Raw genomic sequence first — 20,947 nt, 5'->3', positions numbered from 1 at the left:
CGCGCGAGGCGCGAGGCGAGGGTAGCGCCGTCTGAGCGCATGCACTTTCTTCGGAGTGCCTGGTGCAGACTCGGACCCGCGCTTAGGTTGCGATTGGGCTACGCTTAGGCCGTCTTGTCGCCCACCGCTTCCAGCGCGACCGACAACACCATGCGTCCAGTTTCCACGCCCATCGTGTTGAGCATCGGCGGGGCACGGAACGATTCGAACTGGGCACGCTGCGCAACCGTGCCGATCTCGAGTTGTGTGAGCAGGTCCGCCACCACCGCATAAAGCACCGTCTTATTACCGTCCTCGACCTTGACGGCAATCCCCAGCGCGCCCTTGGCGCCAAGCCGGTCCGTCTGCTCGTTGGGCCGTACGCCGATCCCGTAGCTTGCTTCGGCTCCGACCTTGCCGACCAGCGCCCCGTCGAAGCAGCGCATCAACGCAGTACAGAAGCGTCCTTCGCCCGCGACCATCTCGGGGTAGGTAGTCATCGCGCGATAGATGCGGGCCAGCGCGGCGGTGCGTGAAGAGGTAGACCCCGCCGCTTCAGTGGAGTGTGCGGCGGCATCCGCGAGCTTGGCGTAGAGCCTGGCGAGGCGCTCGAGCGGGAAGGCCGGAGTAGGCAGATTGCAGCCGTCGATGGCCCATTGCACCGCCTCATCCGGCAGATCGCAGACCTCAGCCACCGTATGCTTCACGCGCAACTGCAGCGGATGCTCAGGCAGGTGATAGTCCTGCAAGGCTGCGCCGATCGCCCGGGCTCCCGCGAGCATTCCGGCATGCTTGCCCGAGCAGTTGCTGCATACCGCGCCTGGCGTGAAATCGCGCTTGATCCACGCCCGGTAAACGTCGTCCGACAAAGGGGGATGGCCGCCGCAGCGCAGGTCGGTTTCGCTCGCCTGCGTTTTGGCGAGCATCTGCCGAGCGCGGTCGATATGCCGTTCCTCGCTGTTGTGCGAGCCGCACATCAGGGCGAGATCGGCTTCGTCGAAGCCAAAGCGTTCGAGCGCGCCGGTTTCGAGCACAGCTAGCGCCTGCGCCGGCTTGGCCGCCGAGCGCGCCAGCGTCAGGCGTGCCGGGTTGCCAAACTGGTACAGCAGGCGGCCTTGAGCGTCGACTACCGCGACATGCGCCCGATGGGTGTTTTCGATCGCCTCGCCGCGATAGGTGGTGGCCGCAATGGGGCCGGTGGCGTGCGCTGTCATCTCTGTCTCCGGTCCCATGCAACGTGGTTGCTGGATAGCGTTGGAATGCAGCGGATTTTACGGTTTTATATGGCGCCAACCAAACGAAACCTTGGCGGGCACGGTTGAATTCGCTGTGTCATCGACATGTCAGCGAGCAGACCTAAAAATGTCAGCAGCCGCGCTGCATTCTTGAAGCGAAGTCCGTTACGCCGCCATTTCATATGACGGATGCGGTATTATTTACTGACTTCGAAATGAAAAGAAATGGAATGCGAGGAAAGATTGTTGCGGGTTTTAGACTGAGGAATTCACGGGTTTGCGCTAGTCGTTTAGCGCCGCGAGAATCCGGTCAATTTCGTCAAACTGTGCGGGCGATAATTGATGGTTTTGCATGACGGCTTGCAGGCGCTTGCGCCAGTACTCGCGCGGCAGCCCGGAACGGCTCAGGTCCGCCGCGGACAGGCGTTCGATCACCAGCCGGATGTGCATGATTTCGCTGTGTACGAGTTTCGCAGAATGGGCGCCAGACATTTTCGACTGGTCGCCAATGCACAAACCCCGTTCGGAGATTATTCCCATTGTCGCTTGCCGCCGGGCGGGTGACGCCGCGCAAAAGCCCCGGAACGCGCCGTCTGCCCGAAATCGGCCTCCTCTCGCTGTTATTCGTGGTGAGGCGCGCCGCAAATCTGGAACGCCAGATGCTGACTAAATAATCGTTCGGCTATACCGAACCTCGTTCGGTAATAGATTCATGTTAATTTCCGCTTTAGTGACTGTCAATATGAGATGTGGGATGCTAGCGGGGTAGCTTCATCAATCTGACGGAATCAGAATAGAAAATGACAGATGCAGCTCAAACTACCGAGGACCGATACGCGTTGCGAAGCGTGAATCGCGCGCTTGATGTCCTCGAGGCCTTGGGGAAGGCAGCCAACGACGGCATGACCGTCGCGGCCGTGGCCGAACAGATTGGCGTGTCGAAAAGCACGGCCTTCGCGCTGTTGCAAACCCTACTGTTACGCAATTTCGTGACGGATGTGCGACTCGGAGGCTCGCGCCGTTACCGCCTTGGGCTTTCGCTCGTCTACCTGGGCGATCGTGCGGCCGAAGACATCGGCGTGTCGCAACTCGCGCTGCCGGTGCTGCGCGAACTCACCGAGCAAACCGGCTTGACTTCGCGTCTCGCGATTCTCGATCACGGCTACGCCGTGGCCATCAGCCGGGTCGACGCGCCCGGCATCCTGCGGATCGCTTCGGCGCTGGGGCAACGCGAATTGCCGCATTGCTCGGCGCTCGGCAAGTCGCTGCTGGCGCTGCTGCCACCGGCGCGGGTCGTCAAGCTGCTGGCGCAAACCGGCATGCCGCGCCGCACCGAACACACGCTCGTGACACCGTCCGAATTGATGACCGACCTGCTGCTGGTCGCCGAGCGCGGCTATGCGTTCGATAACGAAGAGGACAACATCGGCGTGGTCTGTATCGGCGCGGCCATTACCAATCGCGAGGGCGAAGGCGTCGCAGCCATCAGCGTGACCACGCTGAAAAGCGGCTTGAGCGACGACGACCTGCATGAGCTGGGGCGCACCATTCGCAAACATGCGGACCGCGTGAGCCGGATGCTGGGCGCAGAGGTGGATCCGGAAGTCTGCACGCTATAAACAACCCAGGCCATATATCGAGCGACTTGCCTTCGCGCGACAGCACCCGTGGGAGTGGGGGATGGCTGCGCGCGTCAGGCACAAGCACGAAGGAACCTCATGCTGACGCCATTTTCTGAACTGTTCGATCTGCACGGCGCAGGCGATTATCTGCCCGTGCTGCTCAAAGGCGCCGCGACCAGCCTGGCGCTGACCGTTTGCATCATGTCGATCAGCCTGCCGCTGGGGCTCGTCATCGCGCTTGCCAAACTGGGCCGCTCGCGAATCCTGCACACGCTGGCGTCGATCTATATCGAAGTCATTCGCGGCACGCCCGCGCTGCTGCAACTGTTCTACATCTACTTCGTGCTGCCCTCGTTCGGCATTCGTTTCGATCCGTTCATGGCTGGCGTGATCGGACTTTCGATCAACTACTCGGCGTATCTGGCCGAGGTCTATCGCGCTGGTATCGCCGCAGTTCCGCAAGGCCAGATCGAAGCGGCCAAAGCCCTTGGCATGTCGCGTCGCAAGATGCTGCGTCTCATCGTTCTGCCGCAGGCGATCCGCGTGGTGATTCCGCCGCTCGGCAACTACGGCATTTCGCTCTTCAAGGACACCTCGCTGGTGTCGATCGTCACAGTCAAAGAACTGATTTTCACGGGGCAAATCATCTCCTCGACCAACTTCCAGTACGTCACCGTGTTCACGATCATCGGTGCGATCTATCTGGCGTTTTCCTATCCCAGCGCGTTGCTGGTGCGCTGGCTCGAACGCCGTATGAGCGTGGGCAGCGCAGTGAGGCCGGTGGGTAGCTCGCCGCAGGCTACGGCGGCGACGCCATGATTCGTCTCGAGCGGGTCAACAAGCGTTTCGGCGACCTGCATGTGCTGCAGGACGTCTCGCTGAACGTCGCCAAAGGTGAGGTGCTGTGCGTGGTCGGGCCGTCCGGTTCGGGCAAGTCGACCATGCTTCGCTGCATGAACCATCTCGAGACTATCGACAGCGGCACGATCTACTTTGATGAAGTCCCCGTTTATCAAAGCCTCAAGAACGGCAAGCCGCGTGTCGATAACGACTGGACGGTTGAAGCAATGCGCGCGAAGATCGGCATGGTGTTTCAATCCTTCAACCTGTTCTCGCATTTGAGCGTGATCGATAACATTACGGTTGCGCCCATCCATGTACGTGGTATTTCGTCGTCCGATGCAATTTGCATAGCCGAGACATTGCTCGACAAGGTCGGTTTGCTAGCAAAGGCGAACGCTTACCCGCACGAGTTGAGCGGCGGGCAGCAGCAACGCGTCGCGATCGCGCGGGCGCTGGCCATGCAGCCGGAAGTCATTCTGTTCGATGAAGTCACTTCGGCCCTCGATCCGGAACTGGTCGGCGAGGTCTTACGCGTAATGCGCACGCTGGCCGACGAAGGCATGACGATGGTGGTCGTCACGCATGAAATGGGTTTCGCACGTGAAGTGTCCGACCGCATCGTATTCATGGCGGATGGACGGATTGTCGAAGAGGGGCAACCGGCGGCGTTTTTCGCAGCACCTCAGCAGGCGCGAACCCGCGATTTTCTGCGCTCGCTGTGGGAACGAAACAGGCAACTGGGCGGCGCAGTCGGCCTTTAATAACACTGAAAACCAACGATTCGGGAGCTCTCCATGAGAATGGTATCGCTGATGTTCGCTTCGCTGCTGGCGGGGTTGCTTGCTTGTACCAACGCCTCGGCCGCAGACGACGCTGCGCTTAGCGGCGTGCGCTTCGACGGCGGCGATGGTTCATACCAGCGCGCGGTCGAAAAGGGCATTACCTTCGTGATCGCCGCCGACCCGCCCTCGACCTTTCAGGACAACAAGACCAACAGCTTCGACGGCGCTGACGTACGCATCTTTCGCGAGGTCGCCAAACGGCTCGGCATTACCAAGGTGAGCTGGAACATTGTGCCCTTCGACGCAATGATCCCCACGCTGCTTTCCGGTCGCGCCGACGTGATCGTGGATAACCTGCACGAAACCGAAGCGCGCTTGCGGGCCGTGGCGTTTACCAGCCCTGCCTACTGGTACGGTTCGGGCATTGCCGTGCAGCGCGGCAACCCGGCGAAGATTCACGATTGGGCGGACTTTGCCGGCCATACCGTGGGGACACTGCGCGGCACCATCAATCACCAGTTGCTGAGCGAACGCAAAGACCTCAAGGAACTCAAGCTCTATACGAGTAACGAGGCGGAGTTCTCCGACCTGATCGCCGGACGCATCGACGTGGCGATGGAAGACGACATCAAGATCTCGCAGTTCCTCAAGCAGCATCCCACGGCCGCGATGGAGATGGTGACAGACTACAAGCCGCTGCCGCAGGAATACGGCTATGCCCGCTACGCGCTGCGCAAGGGCGATGTGGATCTGAACAACGCCGTGTCGCGCGCGCTCGATGAAATACGTGCGGACGGTACGCTCGGCGCGATCATCGCGCAGTTCGGCTACACCGACCGCAACCTCTGGTATTTCCCGGTCAAGAACTGACCGGCACGCTTGACGGCCGGAGTCTCTGCGTCGTAGCAGAGGCGCCGCAGGCAGTCCGGCGACAATCCGGCGCACCTGGCAAAAACCGAAGCCCGCGAGACTTGGCCGTACAATCACGCCTTCGCAAAGCGTGTGGCTCGTGAGCCGCACGCCGCGCGGCGTCGGTCTTTCCTCGAATTGAAATCAGAAATACACGTGACTTCCTCCACAAACTCGGCTTCGTCTTCTTCGCGTAAATCGCTGACCATCATCCAGACGCTCGTGATCGTCGGTACGGCTGGCTTGATCGGCTCCCTGCTGGTGAAACTGCTGGTCTAGCCGTGCGGCCTGGGCCGACCGTCTCGCGAAAGCCAGACGGCCGACCCCGCCAGGCCACCCAAGGTCATGCGCAATGACTGTTGCAAATACGGTAACAAAGTTTCGCTAAACTGGTGATTACTCCAGGTGAGTTGCATAACTAGAATGCAATCACTGGCTACGAACAAGGTGTTCGGAGCAGCAGAAAATAAAATCTGGAGGTCGTTACCATGAAGTCGCTTATTCAAGCTGTTGTCGTTGCCGCCGCCCTCGTTGCTCCGGTCGCCTCGTTTGCCCAGCAGTCGAACGCTCCTGTCACCCGCGCGCAAGTTCGCGCCGAGTTGGTTCAGCTCGAACAGGCAGGCTTTCATCCGGGCATTTCCGATCCGTACTACCCCGCTAACATTCAGGCTGCTGAAGCCCGCGTGAGCCAGCAAAACGGCTCGGAAGCCGCCTACGGTGGCGCCACCAACGCGACGGCAGTCGGCGTGCGCGTCAGTGCGCCGGTCGCTTCGACCGGTCCGAAGTCGGTGTACTTCGGCGGCCAGTAAGCTGCTGATGGCGGCCCGATCGGGCCGTCACGTACCGCCAGGCACTGATCTTTGAGTGTCGCATGCGAGAAAGGCCGTTCCCGACTTAACGTCGGTGAACGGCCTTTCTCATTCTCACATTCTCGTTCAGTCGACGCTCGAAAGGAGCGCCTGTGTGTCAGGCGGCGACCGCTTCCACCGAAGCCGTGAGCAGCACCGGAATCGACTTGGAAGTCGGTGTGCCAGCGCCATCTGCGACTGACGAAAGCGGCACTAGCGGATTGGTCTCCGGGTAATAAGCGCCGAGGCAACCGGGCGGGATGTCGTACTCGACCAGCAAAAAGCCATCCGCACGCCGTTCGACACCGTCGTCCCAAACGCTCGTGATGTCCACGCGCTGGCCGGCGACGAAGCCGAGCATCGCAAGGTCGTCCTTATTGGCGAACAGCACACGGCGCTGACCAAAGACGCCGCGATAGCGATCGTCGAGGCCATAAATCGTGGTGTTGTACTGGTCGTGCGAACGCGTGGTCATCAGCGTCATCAGGCGCTCGCCATGGCGGTGGCGGGCGCGATGAATCGGCGTGTCCACGGAAATGGCGTGCACGAGGAACTGCGCCTTCTTGCTTGGCGTCTTCCAGACCCGGTCGCGCGAAGCGACGCCCAGGTGGAAGCCGCCCGGATGCTTCAGGCGCTCGTTGTAGTTTTCAAAACCGTCGAACACCTTCTCGATGCCGTCGCGGATCAGCGCGTAGTCGTCCGTATGGGCGCGCCAGTCGACCTTGGCGCTACCGAGCGTGGCCTCTGCCATGCGCGCGACGATCGCGATTTCCGACAGCAGATTCGGCGAAGCCGGCTTGTTCATGCCGTACGAGATATGCACCATGCTGAACGAGTCTTCGACGCTCACGCCTTGCGCCACGCCGTTCTGCATGTCGATCTCAGTACGTCCGAGCGTCGGCAGGATCAGCGCGTCGCGACCATGGACGAGATGGCTGCGGTTCAGCTTGGTCGTGATGTGCACGGTCAGATCGCACGAACGCATGGCTTCCCACGTACGCGGCGTGTCCGGCGTCGCAATCGAGAAATTGCCGCCCAGGCCGATAAACACCTTCACCTTGCCGTCGAGCATTGCCTGGATCGAGTTCACGACGTCGAGGCCGTGTTCGCGCGGCGGCTCGAAGTCATACACCTTGCCGAGACGGTCGAGGAACTGCTGGGTCGGACGCTCTTCAATCCCCACCGTGCGGTCGCCCTGCACGTTCGAGTGACCGCGCACCGGGCACAGACCCGCCCCGCGCTTGCCGATCATGCCGCGCATCATCATCAGGTTCGACAGGATCTGGATCGTCGGCACCGAATTCTTGTGCTGCGTCAGGCCCATGCCCCACGTGGAGATGACCGCTTTGCCCTTGACGTAGATGTCGGCGAGCTTGAGCACGTCGTCCATCGGCACGCCCGATTCGGCGACGATAGCTTCCCAGTCTTCCGCGCGCAGGTCGTCGGCGAAGGCTTCGAAACCCACCGTGTGCTCGGCGATGAAGTCCACATCGAGTACGCGCTCGGAGCCGTTCGCGAGTGCCGCGTCGTCCAGTTCGATCACGCGCTTGGCGACGCCCTTGATCAACGCGAAGTCGCCGCCCACCTTCGGGCGAATGAACACGGAGCTGATCTTGGTGCTGCCCATGGTCAGCATTTCGACCGGGTGCTGCGGGCTCGCGAAGCGCTCGAGGCCGCGCTCCTTGAGCGGGTTGATCGAGACGATGGTCGCACCGCGCCTGGCGCACTCGCGCAGTTCGCCGAGCATGCGCGGATGGTTGGTGGCCGGGTTCTGGCCGAAGATCAGCAGCGTGTCGGCGTGTTCGAGATCGTCCATCGTGACCGTGCCCTTGCCGACGCCCACCGTCCCCGGCAAGCCGCGGCTGGTCGCTTCGTGGCACATGTTCGAACAGTCGGGGAAGTTGTTGGTGCCGTACATGCGCACGAACAACTGGAACAGGAACGCCGCTTCGTTGCTGGCGCGCCCCGAGGTGTAGAAGGCGGCGCGGTCGGGATCATCGAGGGCGTTCAGATGGCGCGCGATCAGTTCGAACGCCGCATCCCATTCGATCGGCACGTAGCGGTCGAGCCTGGCGTCATAGACCATGGGGTCGGTCAGGCGCCCATGCTGTTCCAGATCGTAGTCGGACTGCGTCATCAACTCCGCAATCGTGTGCTGCTCGAAGAACGCCGGCGTTACCCGCTTGCTGGTGGCCTCGGCGGCTACTGCTTTGACGCCGTTTTCGCAGAATTCAAACGTGGAGGCGTGTTCGCGGTCCGGCCACGCGCAGCCCGGACAATCGAAGCCGTCCGGCTGGTTCTGCGCCAGCAGCGTGCGGTAATTGCCAGCGGTGACCTTTTCCTTGACGAGGTTGATCGCGACGTACTTGAGGGCGCCCCAGCCTGCGGCGGGGTGGGTGTACGGTGCGATGCGCGCTTCGGGTTTCTTCATGACCTTGTTGCCTGGGATAGGCGGATTTGCCGATGAACTCAAGCTTACTGTGTTCCGAAAAGGTTTCGGAACACAGAAAACAGGAAAGGTAAGGGATACAGTTTTTTGAGATTTGTCATAGACTGCGGTCATTCTCCTGCCTTTTGCTGTTGCTGACCCTTTGAAGCTCTACGAAAAACTCGCCGATGAAATCGGCGCAGCCGTGCGCCGCGGCGTGTTCGCCGCTGGCGAACGGATCCCCTCGGTGCGCCAGGCGAGCCAGCAGCACGGCGTCAGCATCAAGACCGTGCTGCACGCCTACGCGCTGCTGGAAGGGCGAGGTCTGATCGAAACGCGGCCGCAATCCGGCTATTTCGTGCGCGAACTGGCGGCGGCGCCCCAGACCGGCCGCGAGCAGCCGGCGCCGAGCCCCGCGCCCGCTGCGGAAGTGGACGTGAGCCGGCTGGTGCTGTCCACCCTGCGCAGCATCCGCGCGCACGACGCCGTCCCGCTCGGCTCGCCGTATCCCGATCCCACGCTGTTTCCGTGGCGGCGCATCAACCAGTACGCGAATGCGATTGCACGGCGCCACTCGAGCTGGAACCTGATCGATGACCTGCCGCCGGGCAACCCGGAACTGATCCGCCAGATCGCGCGGCGTTACGCCGAAAACGGCGTGCCGGTCGATCCGGACGAAATCATCATCACGCTCGGCGCCACCGAGGCGATCAATCTGAGCCTGCAGGCCGTGGCGAAGCCGGGCGACACGGTGGTGGTCGAATCGCCGACTTACTACGCGATGCTGCACGCCATCGAGCGTCTCGGCATGCGCGCAATCGCGGTGGCGACGCATCCGACCGAAGGGATCGATATCGAGGTACTGGCGGAGATCCTGGAGAAGCAGAAAATCGCGGCCTGCATGGTGATGCCGAACTTCCAGAACCCGCTAGGTTTTCAGATGCCGGACGAAAGGAAGCGGCAGCTCGTCGAACTGCTGACGGCGCACGATATCCCGGTGATCGAAAACGACGTGTATCAGGAACTGTATTTCGGCGACGCGCGGCCTACGACCCTGAAGAACTTCGATACCAAAGGGCTGGTGTTGCACTGTGCGTCGTTTTCGAAGAGCCTGACCGCTTCGTACCGGATCGGCTGGGCGATGCCGGGCCGTTACCGCGCTCAGGTCGAAAAGCTCAAGTTCCTGAACACGCTGACGACGCCTTCGGTACCGCAGGTGGCCGTGGCCGACTATCTGCGCCAGGACGGCTATGACCGCCATCTGCGTCATGTGCGCAAGTTCTACCGCCAGCAGGCGCGGCTGATGAGCGCGATGGTGCAGCGCTTTTTTCCGTCCGGCACGCGCATTTCCTCACCACAGGGCGGCTACGTGCTGTGGGTGGAGATGCCCGCACGCGTCGATTCGATGCAGCTCTATCAGGCCGCGCTCGCACGTGGCATCACGGTGGGACCGGGCTACATGTTTTCGACGCGCAACGATTTTCGCCACTTTATCCGGCTGAACTATAGCTATCCCTGGACCGCGCAGACCGAAGCGGCGCTCAGGACGTTAGGCGGTCTCGTCGCAGAGATGGCCTGAGGACAAACAGATGAACGATGAAGTCGATCCGGTGCTGGTGGCCGTGCTGATGCAACTCTGGCGTGCGGAGCAGGAAACGCCTGGGCGCGACTGGTCGCTGGCGAAGCTCTCGAAGCAAGCAGGCGTGCCGATGAGCGCGCTGCGGCGGCAACTGACGGCGCTAGTGGATGGCGGCATTGCCGAGACGAACTTCACGGAGGAGGGCACAGGTACCGCGCGCCTAAGCGATGCAGGCCGCAGCTTGTGTGCCGAGCTGTTCCTCGATCCTGCGGAGTGAAGCGCATCACGTGCTTGCTATGAGCTTTCCCCCGAATGGGGCATCTCAAAACTAGTTGCATAGCTAACGAGTTTCGCGTATTCTTGGCACATGTTCGATCATTGCCTTTACTTCAACACCTCCGCGCTGGCTCGCCGTCTTGAACGCGAGTGGGTGGAAGCGTTCGAGCCTTTCGAGGTGACGCCGCCACAAGGCTTCATGCTGCGGGCGGTGATCGATCGCCCGGGCATGCTGCAGCGCGAATTGTCTGAAGAACTGTTTATCGCACGGCCCACCGCCACGCGGGCGCTGGACGGTCTGGAAGCCAAGGGCTACATCGAACGCCGCCGCACTGAAGAGGACGGGCGGGAAGTCTCCATTTTCCCCACCGCCAAGGCGCTTGAAATCAAAGCCGAGTTGAACGGCGCAAGCGGGGCGGTGACCGCCAGGCTAAAGAAAGTGCTGGGCGGCGCGGAGTTTACGGAGGCTGTGTCGAAGATCCGTGGGGTTCGCGAGGCACTTCCGTGAAGTGTCTTTTTTGTTCGCATATAGTTGCATAGCTAATTATTTAGGGGCCATATGTACCATTGGTCCCATCTTGAAGCCGGCAGGACTGGCAAACTCATCATGAAACGTATCGCCGCTTTTTCTCTCGCTACCTGGTCAGCCGCCGCCATTCTCTATTTTGGTCAGCACTCGGTGGCGATGATCGCGCTCAGTGGTGTGGTCGTGCTGGGTGGCTTCGACTTGCTGCGTCCCTAACAAGGCAGGGCGCCGGTGCAAGTGCCGACGGCTTCGAGCAGGTGCAGATCGCGTGATGCGTCGTGGCGCTGCTGCGATCCCGCTTCGCCGCCTACTCGCCGCCGCGCAATTTCACCGCAACTTCATGCCAGTCGCGCACACCCTCTTGCAATGCGTCGCACAGTTGCGGGTCGATTTCGCTGAGACGTTTCCATAACTCATTGAGTTGTTTCTCCCGCACCTGGAAAACCGCTGCGGCAGCCACTTTGCGCGCGCCCCGCAAGCGTTTTTCAGCCTCGAGGCACTCCAGATAAAGCGTCGCGACCTCGGGCTCGGCAAGATCGACCGGACGCAGCTCGACACTGCTCAATCGCATGTTCATGGTTTCCTCGAATACCCGTAGATTTATATTCTGATTGCCGCGGCCGACCAGCCCTGCGCTGGATGTGCGATAAATTTTGCCGTAATGAAACGGTGTCCTGAATGATGCTGGCTAGTATGCTGGGCTGACGTTTTACGTGGCAAGGATAATCGGCGCGTCAAACAATCTTTGTAGAAAACGAAACAATATTTGTAGAAAACAAACCTTTTCGCCCGCGATACAGGACAGCTTGATACGTAGATCGAATGGCTTTCTGCAAAACCCAGCCGTCGAAGTGTTAGAGCACTGTGAGAGTTTCTGCTGAAGAAATACCTGGTTGCCGCACCGCCGGCGCTGTATCTGTGGCGGTATTCGTCTGTTCGGCTCGATTTTGGCGTAAATGCACTACCGGACTACGAATAGACTCGGTTTAGCCGGGTCGTGGCCGCGCCCGTGTGCAAGATCGCGTTTACTTCCGTGGCCGTCAGGGGGAAGGACTTAGGTCGCGGTGGCGTGCCTCGCGGCACGACAGTCCGGGCGTCGAGAAAACAATGGCTGCACGATCAGGTCCGGAACAATGTGAATCGCCGATGACGACACTACGAGACCGGACGTTGCCTACTGAGCACGTGATGCGCGGCCCCGCCGCCGCGCCGTCTACCGCTGCGCCGGCGCGCTTGCTCGATGAGTCTGCGGCCCGCTCCATTTTCCATGAACCGTGGTGGCTCGATATCGCGACCGGTGGCAACTGGAGCATGGCCAAGGTCGTGCGCGGCACCGATGTGCTTGGCGAATTGCCATACTATTTCACGCGCAAGGGCATGTGGAGGATCTCTCAGCTCCCGCCGCTCACGCGTACCCTTGGTCCCGTTATCCCCTCCTTGGGTCTCGACAGCACTCACGAACAGCGTCATCGGCTGAGCGTCACGACGGACCTGGTCGAGCAACTGCCGCATTTCGATAGCTTCTTTCAACTCTTCGATCCTCGGGTCGAAGATGCACTTGCGTTCGCGTTGCGCGGTTTTACGGTGTCCGCGCGTTACACCTTCCAGATCTCGCCAGATTGCACGATACCGGAGGCCTGGGCGCGTCTGCACGCCAAAACGCGCAATGTCATCCGCAGTGCCGAAAGGAAGCTGACGGTCGCGCCCATCGCCACGCCTAGCGAATTCCTGCAGTTCTACGAATTGAATCTGTTGGAGCGTTCGCGCACGAATGCTTATGGTTCAATGGTGATGCGCCAGCTTGTGAACGCGTTTGTCGAGCGCAAGGCCGGGCATCTGCTTGGCGCCTATGGCCCTGGTGGGACGCTGGTCGCCGCGATCGGTCTCGTCTGGGACCAGCATACGATGTATTACCTGCTTTCCTCGCGCGCGCTCGGGGCGCATGGCGGGTCGATCAGCCTGCTGATCTGGATGGGCATCCAGCACGCGCTCGAGCGCAAGCTGACGTTCGATTTCGACGGCTTCTCCAGCCGGGCTACCTATAACTTTCTCGATGGCTTTGGCGGGGTATTGAAGCAGCGCTTAGGGGTCGAGCGCCTCGGGACCATGTATTCGGTCGCGCGCATTCTGAAGCGCCGCATCGTGCCGGGCTCGGCGGTGGTGTTTGCGCCTAACCTCTGAGAGTTGGGCTGCGCGGCGTGCGCGATTTGAATGCCGCCGTCATAGATCGATGCGCGCTCCGTCGAGGCGACGATCCAGGCGCGATGCTCGCGACATTGACGGGGAGCGTAGAATTTGTTCAGATAAGTCTGGTGTTCATAAAATATGAACAAGAAAAATAATTGAACATTGGACATCGGTCGTTCGTAATAGCTGCGTGTTCACGTTATTTGAACAAGCGAAATCTATGAACGACGACGATCCGTATGGCCTTTCGGACTTTGATCGTCCGACTGAAGCGTTGCTCAGTCGGCTCACCAGCGCTGCAAGCCGGCCCGGACGCGTTCCGCTGAGTATTATCGACTTTCGCCCGGCTGGGCAAAGCGATGGTTTGGCCGGGGCGGGGGAATTGACGCTCGACGTGAATGGTGCGATCCAGCAATACACGCTCGCAGCCCAAGGCCGGATAAGATCGCGGGCAGAACTGGCAGCCCTCGCGGCGAAGAACCGCACCGCGGCTTTTCCGGTCTTGCTGGCCACTGCCTATTTGACACTCGCTTTAGCGGACGAGTGCGTCGAGCACGACCTGCAGTTCATCGATCTGGCCGGCAATCTGTACATGCATGCCCCTGGCCAGTACATGCTTGTAACCGGCAGGCCGGCGAATCCCGAGATCAGGCGTCTGGCATCGAGATCCGGGAAGCCCGCCATGTCCGCGAGCGCCTCTGCGCTCAGGATGATTTTTGTATTGTTATCGGCTCCAGAGTTGCTTAACCGTCCATACCGGGAAATTGCGGTAGCGGCGGGTGTGGCGCTTGGCACCGTTGGCAGTGTGCTGGACGACCTGCGTGAGCGCGGCTTGCTGGCGGGCACGGACGACCGGCGATTGCTCGACCCTGCAGCGCTCAGGGAAGAGTGGGCGATCAACTATCCACTTCGCCTGCTGCCGAAGCTCAACGCGCAACGGCTCTCAATAGGCGATCCGTCATGGTGGCAGCATGCAGCGCTTCCCGCCGGGCAAGCGTGGTGGGGCGGAGAAGTTGCTGCCGCAAAACTGACCAAGCAACTTCGGCCAGCTGCGCAAACGCTCTATGTCGAACCCACGGTCAGACCGGACGTTACGATGGCACTCGCGAAGCGTCATCGCTTGCGTGCCGATCCCGCTGGCACTCTGGAAATCATCGATGCTTTCTGGCATCTCGACGAGGTACAGATGGAGAAAGTGACGACGCCACCATTGCTCGTGTACGCAGATTTGCAGCGTACGAGGGAACCCCGCAATGCGGAGGCTGCGGTGTTGATTCGCAACCAGATGGAGCAGGCGGATGACTCCAATCCATCTTAAGACGCCGCTGCCAGAAGGAAAGCAAGTTCTGCTGACAGTCATGGATCGTGTGGCCCGTCTGACGAACCTGCGGTACTTCGTTGTCGGTGCGACGGCGCGTGACATTCTGATGTATCACATCCACGGATTCCCTATCAACCGCGCCAGTCCCGACATCGATTTCGCCATGGCGATCGAGAACTGGACAGTGTTTGAGGCGCTCAGGGCGGCGCTTCTTCAGGAGCCGGGCTTCCGGCCGGACGCCAAGGTTCTGCATCGGCTTCACTATTCGCCAACTATTGGAGATGGTTTTCCGGTCGATCTGGTGCCGTTCGGCGGCGTCGAGGTATCTCCCGCGCAAGTGGCGTGGCCTCCGGACATGGCAATTGTGATGAACGTGGCGGGCTACGCCGAAGCGCTGGACAGTGCGGTGGCCGTGCGCATTGCAGATCACTGTGAAATCCCCGTTGCATCGATACCGGGCCTCGTGATGACGAAGTTGATCGCGTGGCTGGACCGCGGGCAGTCCAATCCGAAAGACGCGGTAGGGGAGATTGAGAACCGGCTTGCTGAATTCAGGATCGGGCTGATGGAATGGCCAGGCCCCTGATTTCCTGGCTACGCCACCTCTTGCGTGCGCCCCGCCGACCCAATCATCGCTTCAGCCAGTTCAATCGTGTTCGACGCGAACAACGCCGGAGTCCAGCGCCTGACCGACGTAAGCGCATTGGCGGAGAAGCGCTCGCGCAGCGTGCTGTTGCCACCCAATTGCATGATCTTCGTAGCCAGCGCGGATTCGTCGCCGGGCTCCACGATAAAGCCGTTGACGCCGTCCTGCACCAGTTCGTTCGCCACCCCGCAAGCGTGCGTGACGATGGCAGGCGTGCCGGCCGCGAAGGCCTCGTTGATGCACAAGCCCCATTGATCGAATCTGCTGGCGAGCACGACGAAATCCGCGAGCGCGTAGAGACCCGGCATATGCTGGTTCGGCACCGAGCTCAGAATCACCACATGGCGGTTCAGACCGAGCCGGTCGATCTGCTCGAGCAATTGCTCCTTGCACGGGCCTTGCCCGACCAGCACGAGCGAGACACCCGCCGCATGCAGTCCTGACTGAAAAAACGCGCCAATCAACAGGTCGATATTCTTGCGCGCCACGAAGCGGCTCACGCAGAGCACATAGCGTGGCGGCAGCGTGAAGCGCGCGCGGATGTCGGCGGCGTTCGAGACAGCCTCGCGAGCCTTGCGAGAAAAGTAATCGACGTCGATCACGTCGAAGCCCACGCGCGAACGTTCGAGCGGCACGCCCAGCGACTGCGCATAGATACGGTGCTTTTCTCCTGCCACCAGTGCGGCGTCGAACCTCGATACCAGCATGCGCTTGGCGCGTTCCTTCAGGGCGTAGCGTTTGCCGTCGTCGGCTTTCGAGTCGGACATATAGATCAGGGAACAACGCCGCGTCAGCGCCTTCAGGACGCACAGCACGATAGAGTAATTGGTGTTGTAGCCAAGCGTGACGACCACGTCCGGCGCGAACCTGCGGAACACCGAAAACAGTTCGACGGCTACCCGAACGGTGTGCCCGTCGCCTTCGCCTGCATCCTTGATGAGCGTGACACAGTTCGCAGGATGAGTATTGAAGAATGCAGTGCGGCGGTCCTGCGGAAAGCCGTACACGCCTGATTTACCGAACACTTCGACGAGAAATACTTCATGACCGCGGCCGTTGGCAAGCCTGAGGAGCGCCTGGTAGCGCGGTACATGATAGTCACCTAGATTGCCGACGACGAACAGGACTCGCATGGAGGGGCTAACCGATCGGTGTTGGGTTGGCAGGATTAGGTTTTGCACGGCCATCGTAACCCGCTAATGGCGCGGGTCGGGGCGTTGTCCGGGGACGGCGAAGGTTTGGCGGGTAAGTCAGAGCAGTCGCTAGCGGGGTGGCGTTCAGTCCAGGCAGGGCTCAGCGGCACAGAATAGTTCGAGCGAGCGATTGACTGACCGCCAGTCAGGCACGTAGCATGAGGTCTTGAAATTGCCTGAGGTGCCGTACCGAATGGACACCCAAGTGGATCCGCCGCCCGAGGCGAGTGCCTCGTCCAGGACGCAAGCGGACTCTGTTTTCAAATACCGCGCCTTCCTGCTGTTCTGGGTTGCGCGCATCTGCCTGGCGCTCGCCGTGCGGGCTGAGAGCGTTACGCTCGGCTGGCAGGTGTACAACGTGGCACGCGCGACGAAGAGCGTCGAGCAAAGCGCGTTCCTCGTCGGCATGGTTGGGCTGTCGCAGTTCGTGCCGCTGTTCATGCTGACCTTGCTTGCCGGCACGGTGGCCGACCGCTGCGACCGGCGCGCGATCCTGCAAATCTGCACGGTGGTCGAGATCGGCTGCGCGCTGGTATTCGCCGTGTCGCGCTCGATGCTGGTGTCATTGATCGCGCTGATCGCATCAGGAGCGGCGGACATGATCTCGGTCTACGTGCGGCTGACGCTGGTGCAGATCGTCACACCGGATGCGATGCGTGGACGCGTGCCGGCGGCGGCGGGCCTCTTTATCGGCGGCTCGGCTGGACGGCACACACGCGTGAGCGGTGCGATCTGCGGTGTCCTAGGGCCACTGTGACGGGTCTTGCGCTATCCTTTGCGCAGTCACCCCGCAGTACCCCGAGACCCGTCGCAGAGGTTAATCCAGTTGATGCGTACTGCCACCAGGCTCCGGCCCAGGACCAAGGCGCCCGAAGAACGGCGCGACGAGCTGATGAACGCCGCCCAGCGTCTCTTTCTGGAACAGGGCGTCGCCACCACCACGGTTGAACAGATCACCATTGGCGCCGATGTTGCGAAGGGGACGTTCTATCTCCACTTCTCGTCCAAGGACGACTTGCTCGCCGCCCTGCGCGAGCGCTTCTCGGCGGCGCTGCTGTCGAACGTACAGACTGCAGTGGCGCGTCAGCCGCAGGGAGAGTGGAGGAAGAAGCTGGCCAGTTGGGCCAACGGCTACGTGGCAGGCTACCTCGATTCGATCCGCTTGCACGACGCGGTGTTTTACGAGTCGCGCCCGCCGACCCGCAAGGGCAGCGTCGACAACAGGGTCGTCGACGATCTTGCTGCGCTGCTGCAAGCGGGTGTGACGGCGCAGGCATGGTCGATCGACGATCCGCGTTTCATGGCGGTGTTTTTGTTCAGCGGACTGCACAGCGCGGTGGATCACGCCTATATGAAGGAGAAGCGGGTGAACCGCTCGCGCCTCGCGCAGAAGGCTGAGCAGCTCTTTTTCCGCACGGTGGGACTGCCGCCTGAGTGAGCCCGGCGCGGCCCAGTTATCCGGCTCGGGCGCGGACGGTGCGGGTGTACGACGCAATCATCGTCGCCAGTTCCTGGGCGGCGGGCGTAACCGGAACGGCGGCACGTTGCAGCAGGCAGACGTCCTGCTCGACGGCGCGCTCGCGCACCGCGATCGAGGTCAGCGAATCCGCGAAAGGACCCCGCTTCGCCACAACCGACGATTCAAGCGACAGGCAATCGGTTTCCCCGACCAGGTGCAGGCTCTCGAACAAGCCCTCAACCGTAGCGATAATGTTGGGCGGCGGCAGGCTGTGGCTTTCAAACAGGTTGCTAAGGCGGCTGGCCTGGGGGTCGTCGGTCAGATTGGGCGAGCGCGTGGCGATCCACGTGCAGTCGGTCAGTTCGGCGAGCGAGGTAGCGTCCGCTTTTGGATGACCGCGCCGGCAGACGATTACCGGATCGGACCGATAAAGCCGGGTCACGGACAGATCGGCCGTGTCGGTGTACTTCGAAACCAGCGCCACAGCGAAGTCCAGCGTACCCTCGCGAATCCACGCAATCATCATGCGCGAGGTGCCCGTGCGCAGATGCACGGCGACGCGTGGAAAGCGCGTGCGGAATTCGGTGAGCACCGGCGCGAGCGCGTCGATCAGCGGCTCCGTAGTCATACCGAACGTGACCTCGCCGACATAATCGCCGCGCAACTGCTGCACTTCCTGCTCGGCCCGCTCGCACTCGCCGAGAATAGCGCCGGCCCGTTGCAGCAGCCGTTGGCCCAGCGCCGTCAAGGTAATGCCGCGATTGGTACGGGTGAACAGCGTCGCGCCGAGGATCAGCTCGAGATTCTGCAACTGCTGGGTAATGCCGCTCTGCGCTGTCCCGAGCGCCCGCGCCGCCGCACGAATGCTGCCGTGTTCCGCCACCGCGGTGAACACGCGCAACTGGGAGATTGTCAGGGCCATGGCGCTTGGTGAGGTTGGTGATCGGTAAAAGTGAACATGATAGACCGATGGGGACTTCTTGGGTGCACCGGTGCGGCGTAGCATGGCCTGAACCACATCGCAGCTTCCGTTCTCCCACGCCTTCCCAAGGCATCTTTCTACCCGACCGGCTCGCCATGAAAACTCCGTTGATGCTCCTGATCGCCGCGCTGACTTTCAGCTGTAGCGCGTTTGCTACTGGTAACGACACGCTGCGGCTTGGCATCGATCCGAGCTATCCGCCCATGGACGCCAAAGCGCCGGACGGCAGCGTGAAGGGCTTCGACGTCGACCTCGGCAACGAAATCTGCCGGCGTATCCATGCCCATTGCCAGTGGGTTGAACTGGAGTTCTCGGGGATGATTCCGGCACTGCAGGCGCGCAAGATCGACGCCATCATGTCGTCCATGGCGATCACCGAAAAGCGCGAGCAACAGATTCTGTTTTCGTCGAAACTGTTCCAGTTCAAATCGCATCTTGTGGCCAAGCAGGGCTCGGGGCTGAGCGACGCGGTCGCGTCGCTGAAGGGCAAGCAGATCGGCGTGCAGTCGGGCACCCAGTTCGAAACCTATGCGCAAGCGCATTGGGCTCCTAACGGTGTCAATATCGTCGCGTACAAGAGTCAGGATGAGGTCTTCACGGATCTCGTCAATGGCCGCCTCGACGGTGCCCTGCTCGGTACGGTGGAAGCGGATCAGGGTTTCCTGCGCACACCTGCGGGCAAGGGCTTCGCGTTTGTCGGCGCACCGCTCTCGATGGGCGACCGTGGCGTAGGCATCGGTTTGCGCAAGGACGAGACCGCTTTGCAGGCGGCCATCAATAGCGCGATCGCGTCGATGCTGCAGGACGGCACGTATGCGAAGATCGCGCACAAATATTTCGATTTCGATCCGTACGGCGGCAATTGATCGCTGGTTCGTTTGATCGCATCCGCCGCAGCCGGCACGCATCCGGATAGTCAGTCTTACCTTATTCGCTCATGAAAAAACAATCGATCCCGCTTCTGTCACCCGCCATCGGCACGCACCGTGAACTGGTGAGCTTTCATTTTGGCCCTACGGATAGCGGGCAGAAAATCTACGTGCAATCGACCCTGCACGCCGACGAAACGCCCGCGATGCTGACGAGCGTGCTGCTGAACCGGCGTTTGCGCGAACTCGAGGCGCAAGGTGCGCTGGCTGCCGAGATCGTGGTGGTGCCGGTGGCGAACCCGGTTGGGCTCGGCCAGTACCTGCTCGGGCAGTTCATCGGGCGCTTCGATCTGAGCAGCGGCAAAAACTTCAACCGCCACTTTCTGCAATTCCCGCGGGTGGTGGAGCGCGCCAAAGAAGCGCTTGGCTCGGACCCGGTGGCCAATCGCCAGATCGTCCGGCAACTGGTGCGTGACGAGCTGGAGCAGCAAAAGCCGCTGACCGAATTCGAATCGTTGCAATTGGCGCTGCAGAAGCTCACCTTCGATGCGGACGTGGTGATCGACCTGCATTGCTCACTGGAAGCGGTGATGCATGTGTACACGAGCGAAGCAGGCTGGCCCGACTTCGAGCCGCTCGCCTGCTACCTGGGGTCGCGCGCCTCGCTGCTGGCGACGGACTCGGGCGGCGGCGCGTTCGACGAAACGCATAGCCTGCTGTGGTGGCAATTGCAGCAGAACCTGCCCGCCGACAAGCCGGTCGGCAACGGCACGCTGGCGGTGACAGTGGAGTGCCGTGGGCAACGCGACGTGTCCTATGAGGTGGCGCAGCAGGACGCGGAGGCGATCGTCGACTATCTGAAGTGGCGTAAAGCCATTCGCGGCGAGCCGAAGCCGCTGCCTGAACTGTTGACGCCGGCCACACCGCTTGCCGGCAGCGAGCAGTTCTATGCGCCGGTGAGCGGGATACTCGTGCACCGCGCGAATATCGGCGACACGATCCGCGCGGGCGATCCGCTATTCGATATCGTCGACCCGTTGACGGACGAAACCACCACCATCAGCAGCAAGACCGATGGCATTTTCTATATGCGTCGCGCGATTCGTTTTGTGACCGCAGGCGCGCCATTGGGCCGGGTCACGGGAACCAAGCCTGTGCGTACGGGTGTGCTGTTGGGCGCGTGATTCAAAAAAGAGGGGCGTCGGCCGTGCCATCGCACGGCGACGCCTTGATCCGTGCCGACCCGCTGAGCATCGATCTTGC

The 20,947-nt window shown here is 61.3% G+C and carries 23 protein-coding genes; 17 read left to right on the top strand and 6 right to left on the bottom strand.

The annotated features are described in order from the left end of the window. Positions 1-104: 104 nt before the first annotated feature. Positions 105-1,193, bottom strand: a complete 1,089-nt coding sequence (locus tag BLQ92_RS30350) for an asparaginase (RefSeq protein ID WP_090690827.1) — start codon at positions 1,191-1,193, stop codon at positions 105-107. Between the two features lie 303 nt (positions 1,194-1,496). Then, positions 1,497-1,706, bottom strand: coding sequence for a hypothetical protein (locus BLQ92_RS30345; protein ID WP_143016696.1), 210 nt, complete (start codon positions 1,704-1,706; stop codon positions 1,497-1,499). 356 nt (positions 1,707-2,062) lie between these two features. Here BLQ92_RS30345 and BLQ92_RS30340 point away from each other — a divergent pair, with 356 nt between their 5' ends. The 6 genes from BLQ92_RS30340 (at position 2,063) to BLQ92_RS30320 (ending at position 6,179) form a co-directional block, all read left to right on the top strand. After that, positions 2,063-2,833, top strand: a complete 771-nt coding sequence (locus tag BLQ92_RS30340) for an IclR family transcriptional regulator (protein WP_175772156.1) — start codon at positions 2,063-2,065, stop codon at positions 2,831-2,833. Between the two features lie 99 nt (positions 2,834-2,932). Beyond that, positions 2,933-3,655, top strand: coding sequence for an amino acid ABC transporter permease (locus BLQ92_RS30335; RefSeq protein WP_090690815.1), 723 nt, complete (start codon positions 2,933-2,935; stop codon positions 3,653-3,655). Then, positions 3,652-4,440: an amino acid ABC transporter ATP-binding protein gene (locus BLQ92_RS30330; protein WP_090690811.1), complete on the top strand. Its 789-nt coding sequence runs from the start codon at positions 3,652-3,654 to the stop codon at positions 4,438-4,440. The genes BLQ92_RS30335 and BLQ92_RS30330 overlap by 4 nt, the downstream gene beginning before the upstream one ends. A gap of 33 nt (positions 4,441-4,473) precedes the next feature. Next, the gene (locus BLQ92_RS30325; protein WP_090690808.1) at positions 4,474-5,331 is read left to right on the top strand and encodes a substrate-binding periplasmic protein; all 858 of its coding nucleotides are present in this window, start codon (positions 4,474-4,476) and stop codon (positions 5,329-5,331) included. A 195-nt stretch (positions 5,332-5,526) separates the two neighbouring features. Continuing rightward, positions 5,527-5,649, top strand: a complete 123-nt coding sequence (locus tag BLQ92_RS41180; RefSeq protein ID WP_279607894.1) for a hypothetical protein — start codon at positions 5,527-5,529, stop codon at positions 5,647-5,649. A gap of 209 nt (positions 5,650-5,858) precedes the next feature. Beyond that, the gene (locus tag BLQ92_RS30320; RefSeq protein ID WP_090690805.1) at positions 5,859-6,179 is read left to right on the top strand and encodes a DUF4148 domain-containing protein; all 321 of its coding nucleotides are present in this window, start codon (positions 5,859-5,861) and stop codon (positions 6,177-6,179) included. Between the two features lie 157 nt (positions 6,180-6,336). Here the strand turns inward: BLQ92_RS30320 and BLQ92_RS30315 are convergent, their stop codons facing one another. Then, positions 6,337-8,649 (bottom strand): FdhF/YdeP family oxidoreductase, encoded by a 2,313-nt coding sequence (locus tag BLQ92_RS30315; protein WP_090690801.1) that lies wholly within the window; start codon positions 8,647-8,649, stop codon positions 6,337-6,339. Between the two features lie 160 nt (positions 8,650-8,809). Here BLQ92_RS30315 and BLQ92_RS30310 point away from each other — a divergent pair, with 160 nt between their 5' ends. The 4 genes from BLQ92_RS30310 to BLQ92_RS41175 all read left to right on the top strand — a co-directional run bounded on the left by BLQ92_RS30310 (position 8,810) and on the right by BLQ92_RS41175 (position 11,243). Then, on the top strand, positions 8,810-10,225 hold the full coding sequence (locus BLQ92_RS30310) for an aminotransferase-like domain-containing protein (protein WP_090690796.1): 1,416 nt from the start codon (positions 8,810-8,812) through the stop codon (positions 10,223-10,225). 10 nt (positions 10,226-10,235) lie between these two features. After that, positions 10,236-10,502, top strand: a complete 267-nt coding sequence (locus BLQ92_RS30305; protein ID WP_090690792.1) for a helix-turn-helix domain-containing protein — start codon at positions 10,236-10,238, stop codon at positions 10,500-10,502. A gap of 90 nt (positions 10,503-10,592) precedes the next feature. After that, positions 10,593-11,009 (top strand): MarR family winged helix-turn-helix transcriptional regulator, encoded by a 417-nt coding sequence (locus BLQ92_RS30300; RefSeq protein ID WP_090690788.1) that lies wholly within the window; start codon positions 10,593-10,595, stop codon positions 11,007-11,009. Between the two features lie 99 nt (positions 11,010-11,108). Beyond that, positions 11,109-11,243, top strand: coding sequence for a hypothetical protein (locus tag BLQ92_RS41175; RefSeq protein WP_090690785.1), 135 nt, complete (start codon positions 11,109-11,111; stop codon positions 11,241-11,243). A gap of 91 nt (positions 11,244-11,334) precedes the next feature. On the opposite strand, the gene BLQ92_RS30290 is transcribed toward BLQ92_RS41175, so the two are convergent. After that, positions 11,335-11,604 (bottom strand): hypothetical protein, encoded by a 270-nt coding sequence (locus tag BLQ92_RS30290; protein ID WP_090690782.1) that lies wholly within the window; start codon positions 11,602-11,604, stop codon positions 11,335-11,337. Between the two features lie 569 nt (positions 11,605-12,173). Here BLQ92_RS30290 and BLQ92_RS30285 point away from each other — a divergent pair. From BLQ92_RS30285 to BLQ92_RS30275, 3 genes are all read left to right on the top strand, one after another. Next, positions 12,174-13,208 (top strand): GNAT family N-acetyltransferase, encoded by a 1,035-nt coding sequence (locus BLQ92_RS30285; RefSeq protein ID WP_244106113.1) that lies wholly within the window; start codon positions 12,174-12,176, stop codon positions 13,206-13,208. Positions 13,209-13,434: 226 nt separating this feature from the next. Next, a complete protein-coding gene (locus BLQ92_RS30280; protein ID WP_090691184.1) occupies positions 13,435-14,532 on the top strand; it encodes a type IV toxin-antitoxin system AbiEi family antitoxin in 1,098 nt (365 codons plus the stop codon). Further along, complete coding sequence (locus tag BLQ92_RS30275; RefSeq protein ID WP_090690774.1) at positions 14,513-15,121, top strand: nucleotidyl transferase AbiEii/AbiGii toxin family protein; 609 nt, start codon at positions 14,513-14,515, stop codon at positions 15,119-15,121. The genes BLQ92_RS30280 and BLQ92_RS30275 overlap by 20 nt, the downstream gene beginning before the upstream one ends. 8 nt (positions 15,122-15,129) lie before the next feature. On the opposite strand, the gene BLQ92_RS30270 is transcribed toward BLQ92_RS30275, so the two are convergent. After that, on the bottom strand, positions 15,130-16,314 hold the full coding sequence (locus tag BLQ92_RS30270) for a glycosyltransferase (protein WP_090690772.1): 1,185 nt from the start codon (positions 16,312-16,314) through the stop codon (positions 15,130-15,132). A 253-nt stretch (positions 16,315-16,567) separates the two neighbouring features. Here BLQ92_RS30270 and BLQ92_RS30265 point away from each other — a divergent pair, with 253 nt between their 5' ends. Together BLQ92_RS30265 and BLQ92_RS30260 are read left to right on the top strand one after the other, a co-directional pair. Beyond that, positions 16,568-17,131, top strand: coding sequence for an MFS transporter (locus BLQ92_RS30265; protein ID WP_090690769.1), 564 nt, complete (start codon positions 16,568-16,570; stop codon positions 17,129-17,131). A gap of 72 nt (positions 17,132-17,203) precedes the next feature. After that, positions 17,204-17,812 (top strand): TetR/AcrR family transcriptional regulator, encoded by a 609-nt coding sequence (locus tag BLQ92_RS30260; protein WP_090690765.1) that lies wholly within the window; start codon positions 17,204-17,206, stop codon positions 17,810-17,812. Positions 17,813-17,828: 16 nt separating this feature from the next. On the opposite strand, the gene BLQ92_RS30255 is transcribed toward BLQ92_RS30260, so the two are convergent. Then, positions 17,829-18,755, bottom strand: coding sequence for a LysR substrate-binding domain-containing protein (locus BLQ92_RS30255; protein ID WP_090690762.1), 927 nt, complete (start codon positions 18,753-18,755; stop codon positions 17,829-17,831). 155 nt (positions 18,756-18,910) lie between these two features. Between BLQ92_RS30255 and BLQ92_RS30250 the strand changes: the two genes are divergently transcribed. Beyond that, positions 18,911-19,681, top strand: coding sequence for a transporter substrate-binding domain-containing protein (locus tag BLQ92_RS30250; RefSeq protein WP_090690758.1), 771 nt, complete (start codon positions 18,911-18,913; stop codon positions 19,679-19,681). 71 nt (positions 19,682-19,752) lie between these two features. Then, positions 19,753-20,868 carry a succinylglutamate desuccinylase/aspartoacylase family protein gene (locus BLQ92_RS30245; RefSeq protein WP_090690755.1) on the top strand — a complete coding sequence of 372 codons (1,116 nt, stop codon included), beginning with the start codon at positions 19,753-19,755 and terminating at the stop codon, positions 20,866-20,868. Positions 20,869-20,947: the final 79 nt, after the last annotated feature.

The sequence above is a fragment of the Paraburkholderia phenazinium genome, assembly GCF_900100735.1.
Taxonomy (GTDB): Bacteria; Pseudomonadota; Gammaproteobacteria; order Burkholderiales; family Burkholderiaceae; genus Paraburkholderia; species Paraburkholderia phenazinia.
The sequence above is the reverse complement of the archived record's forward strand: the minus strand, read 5'-3'. Positions and strand labels throughout refer to the sequence as shown.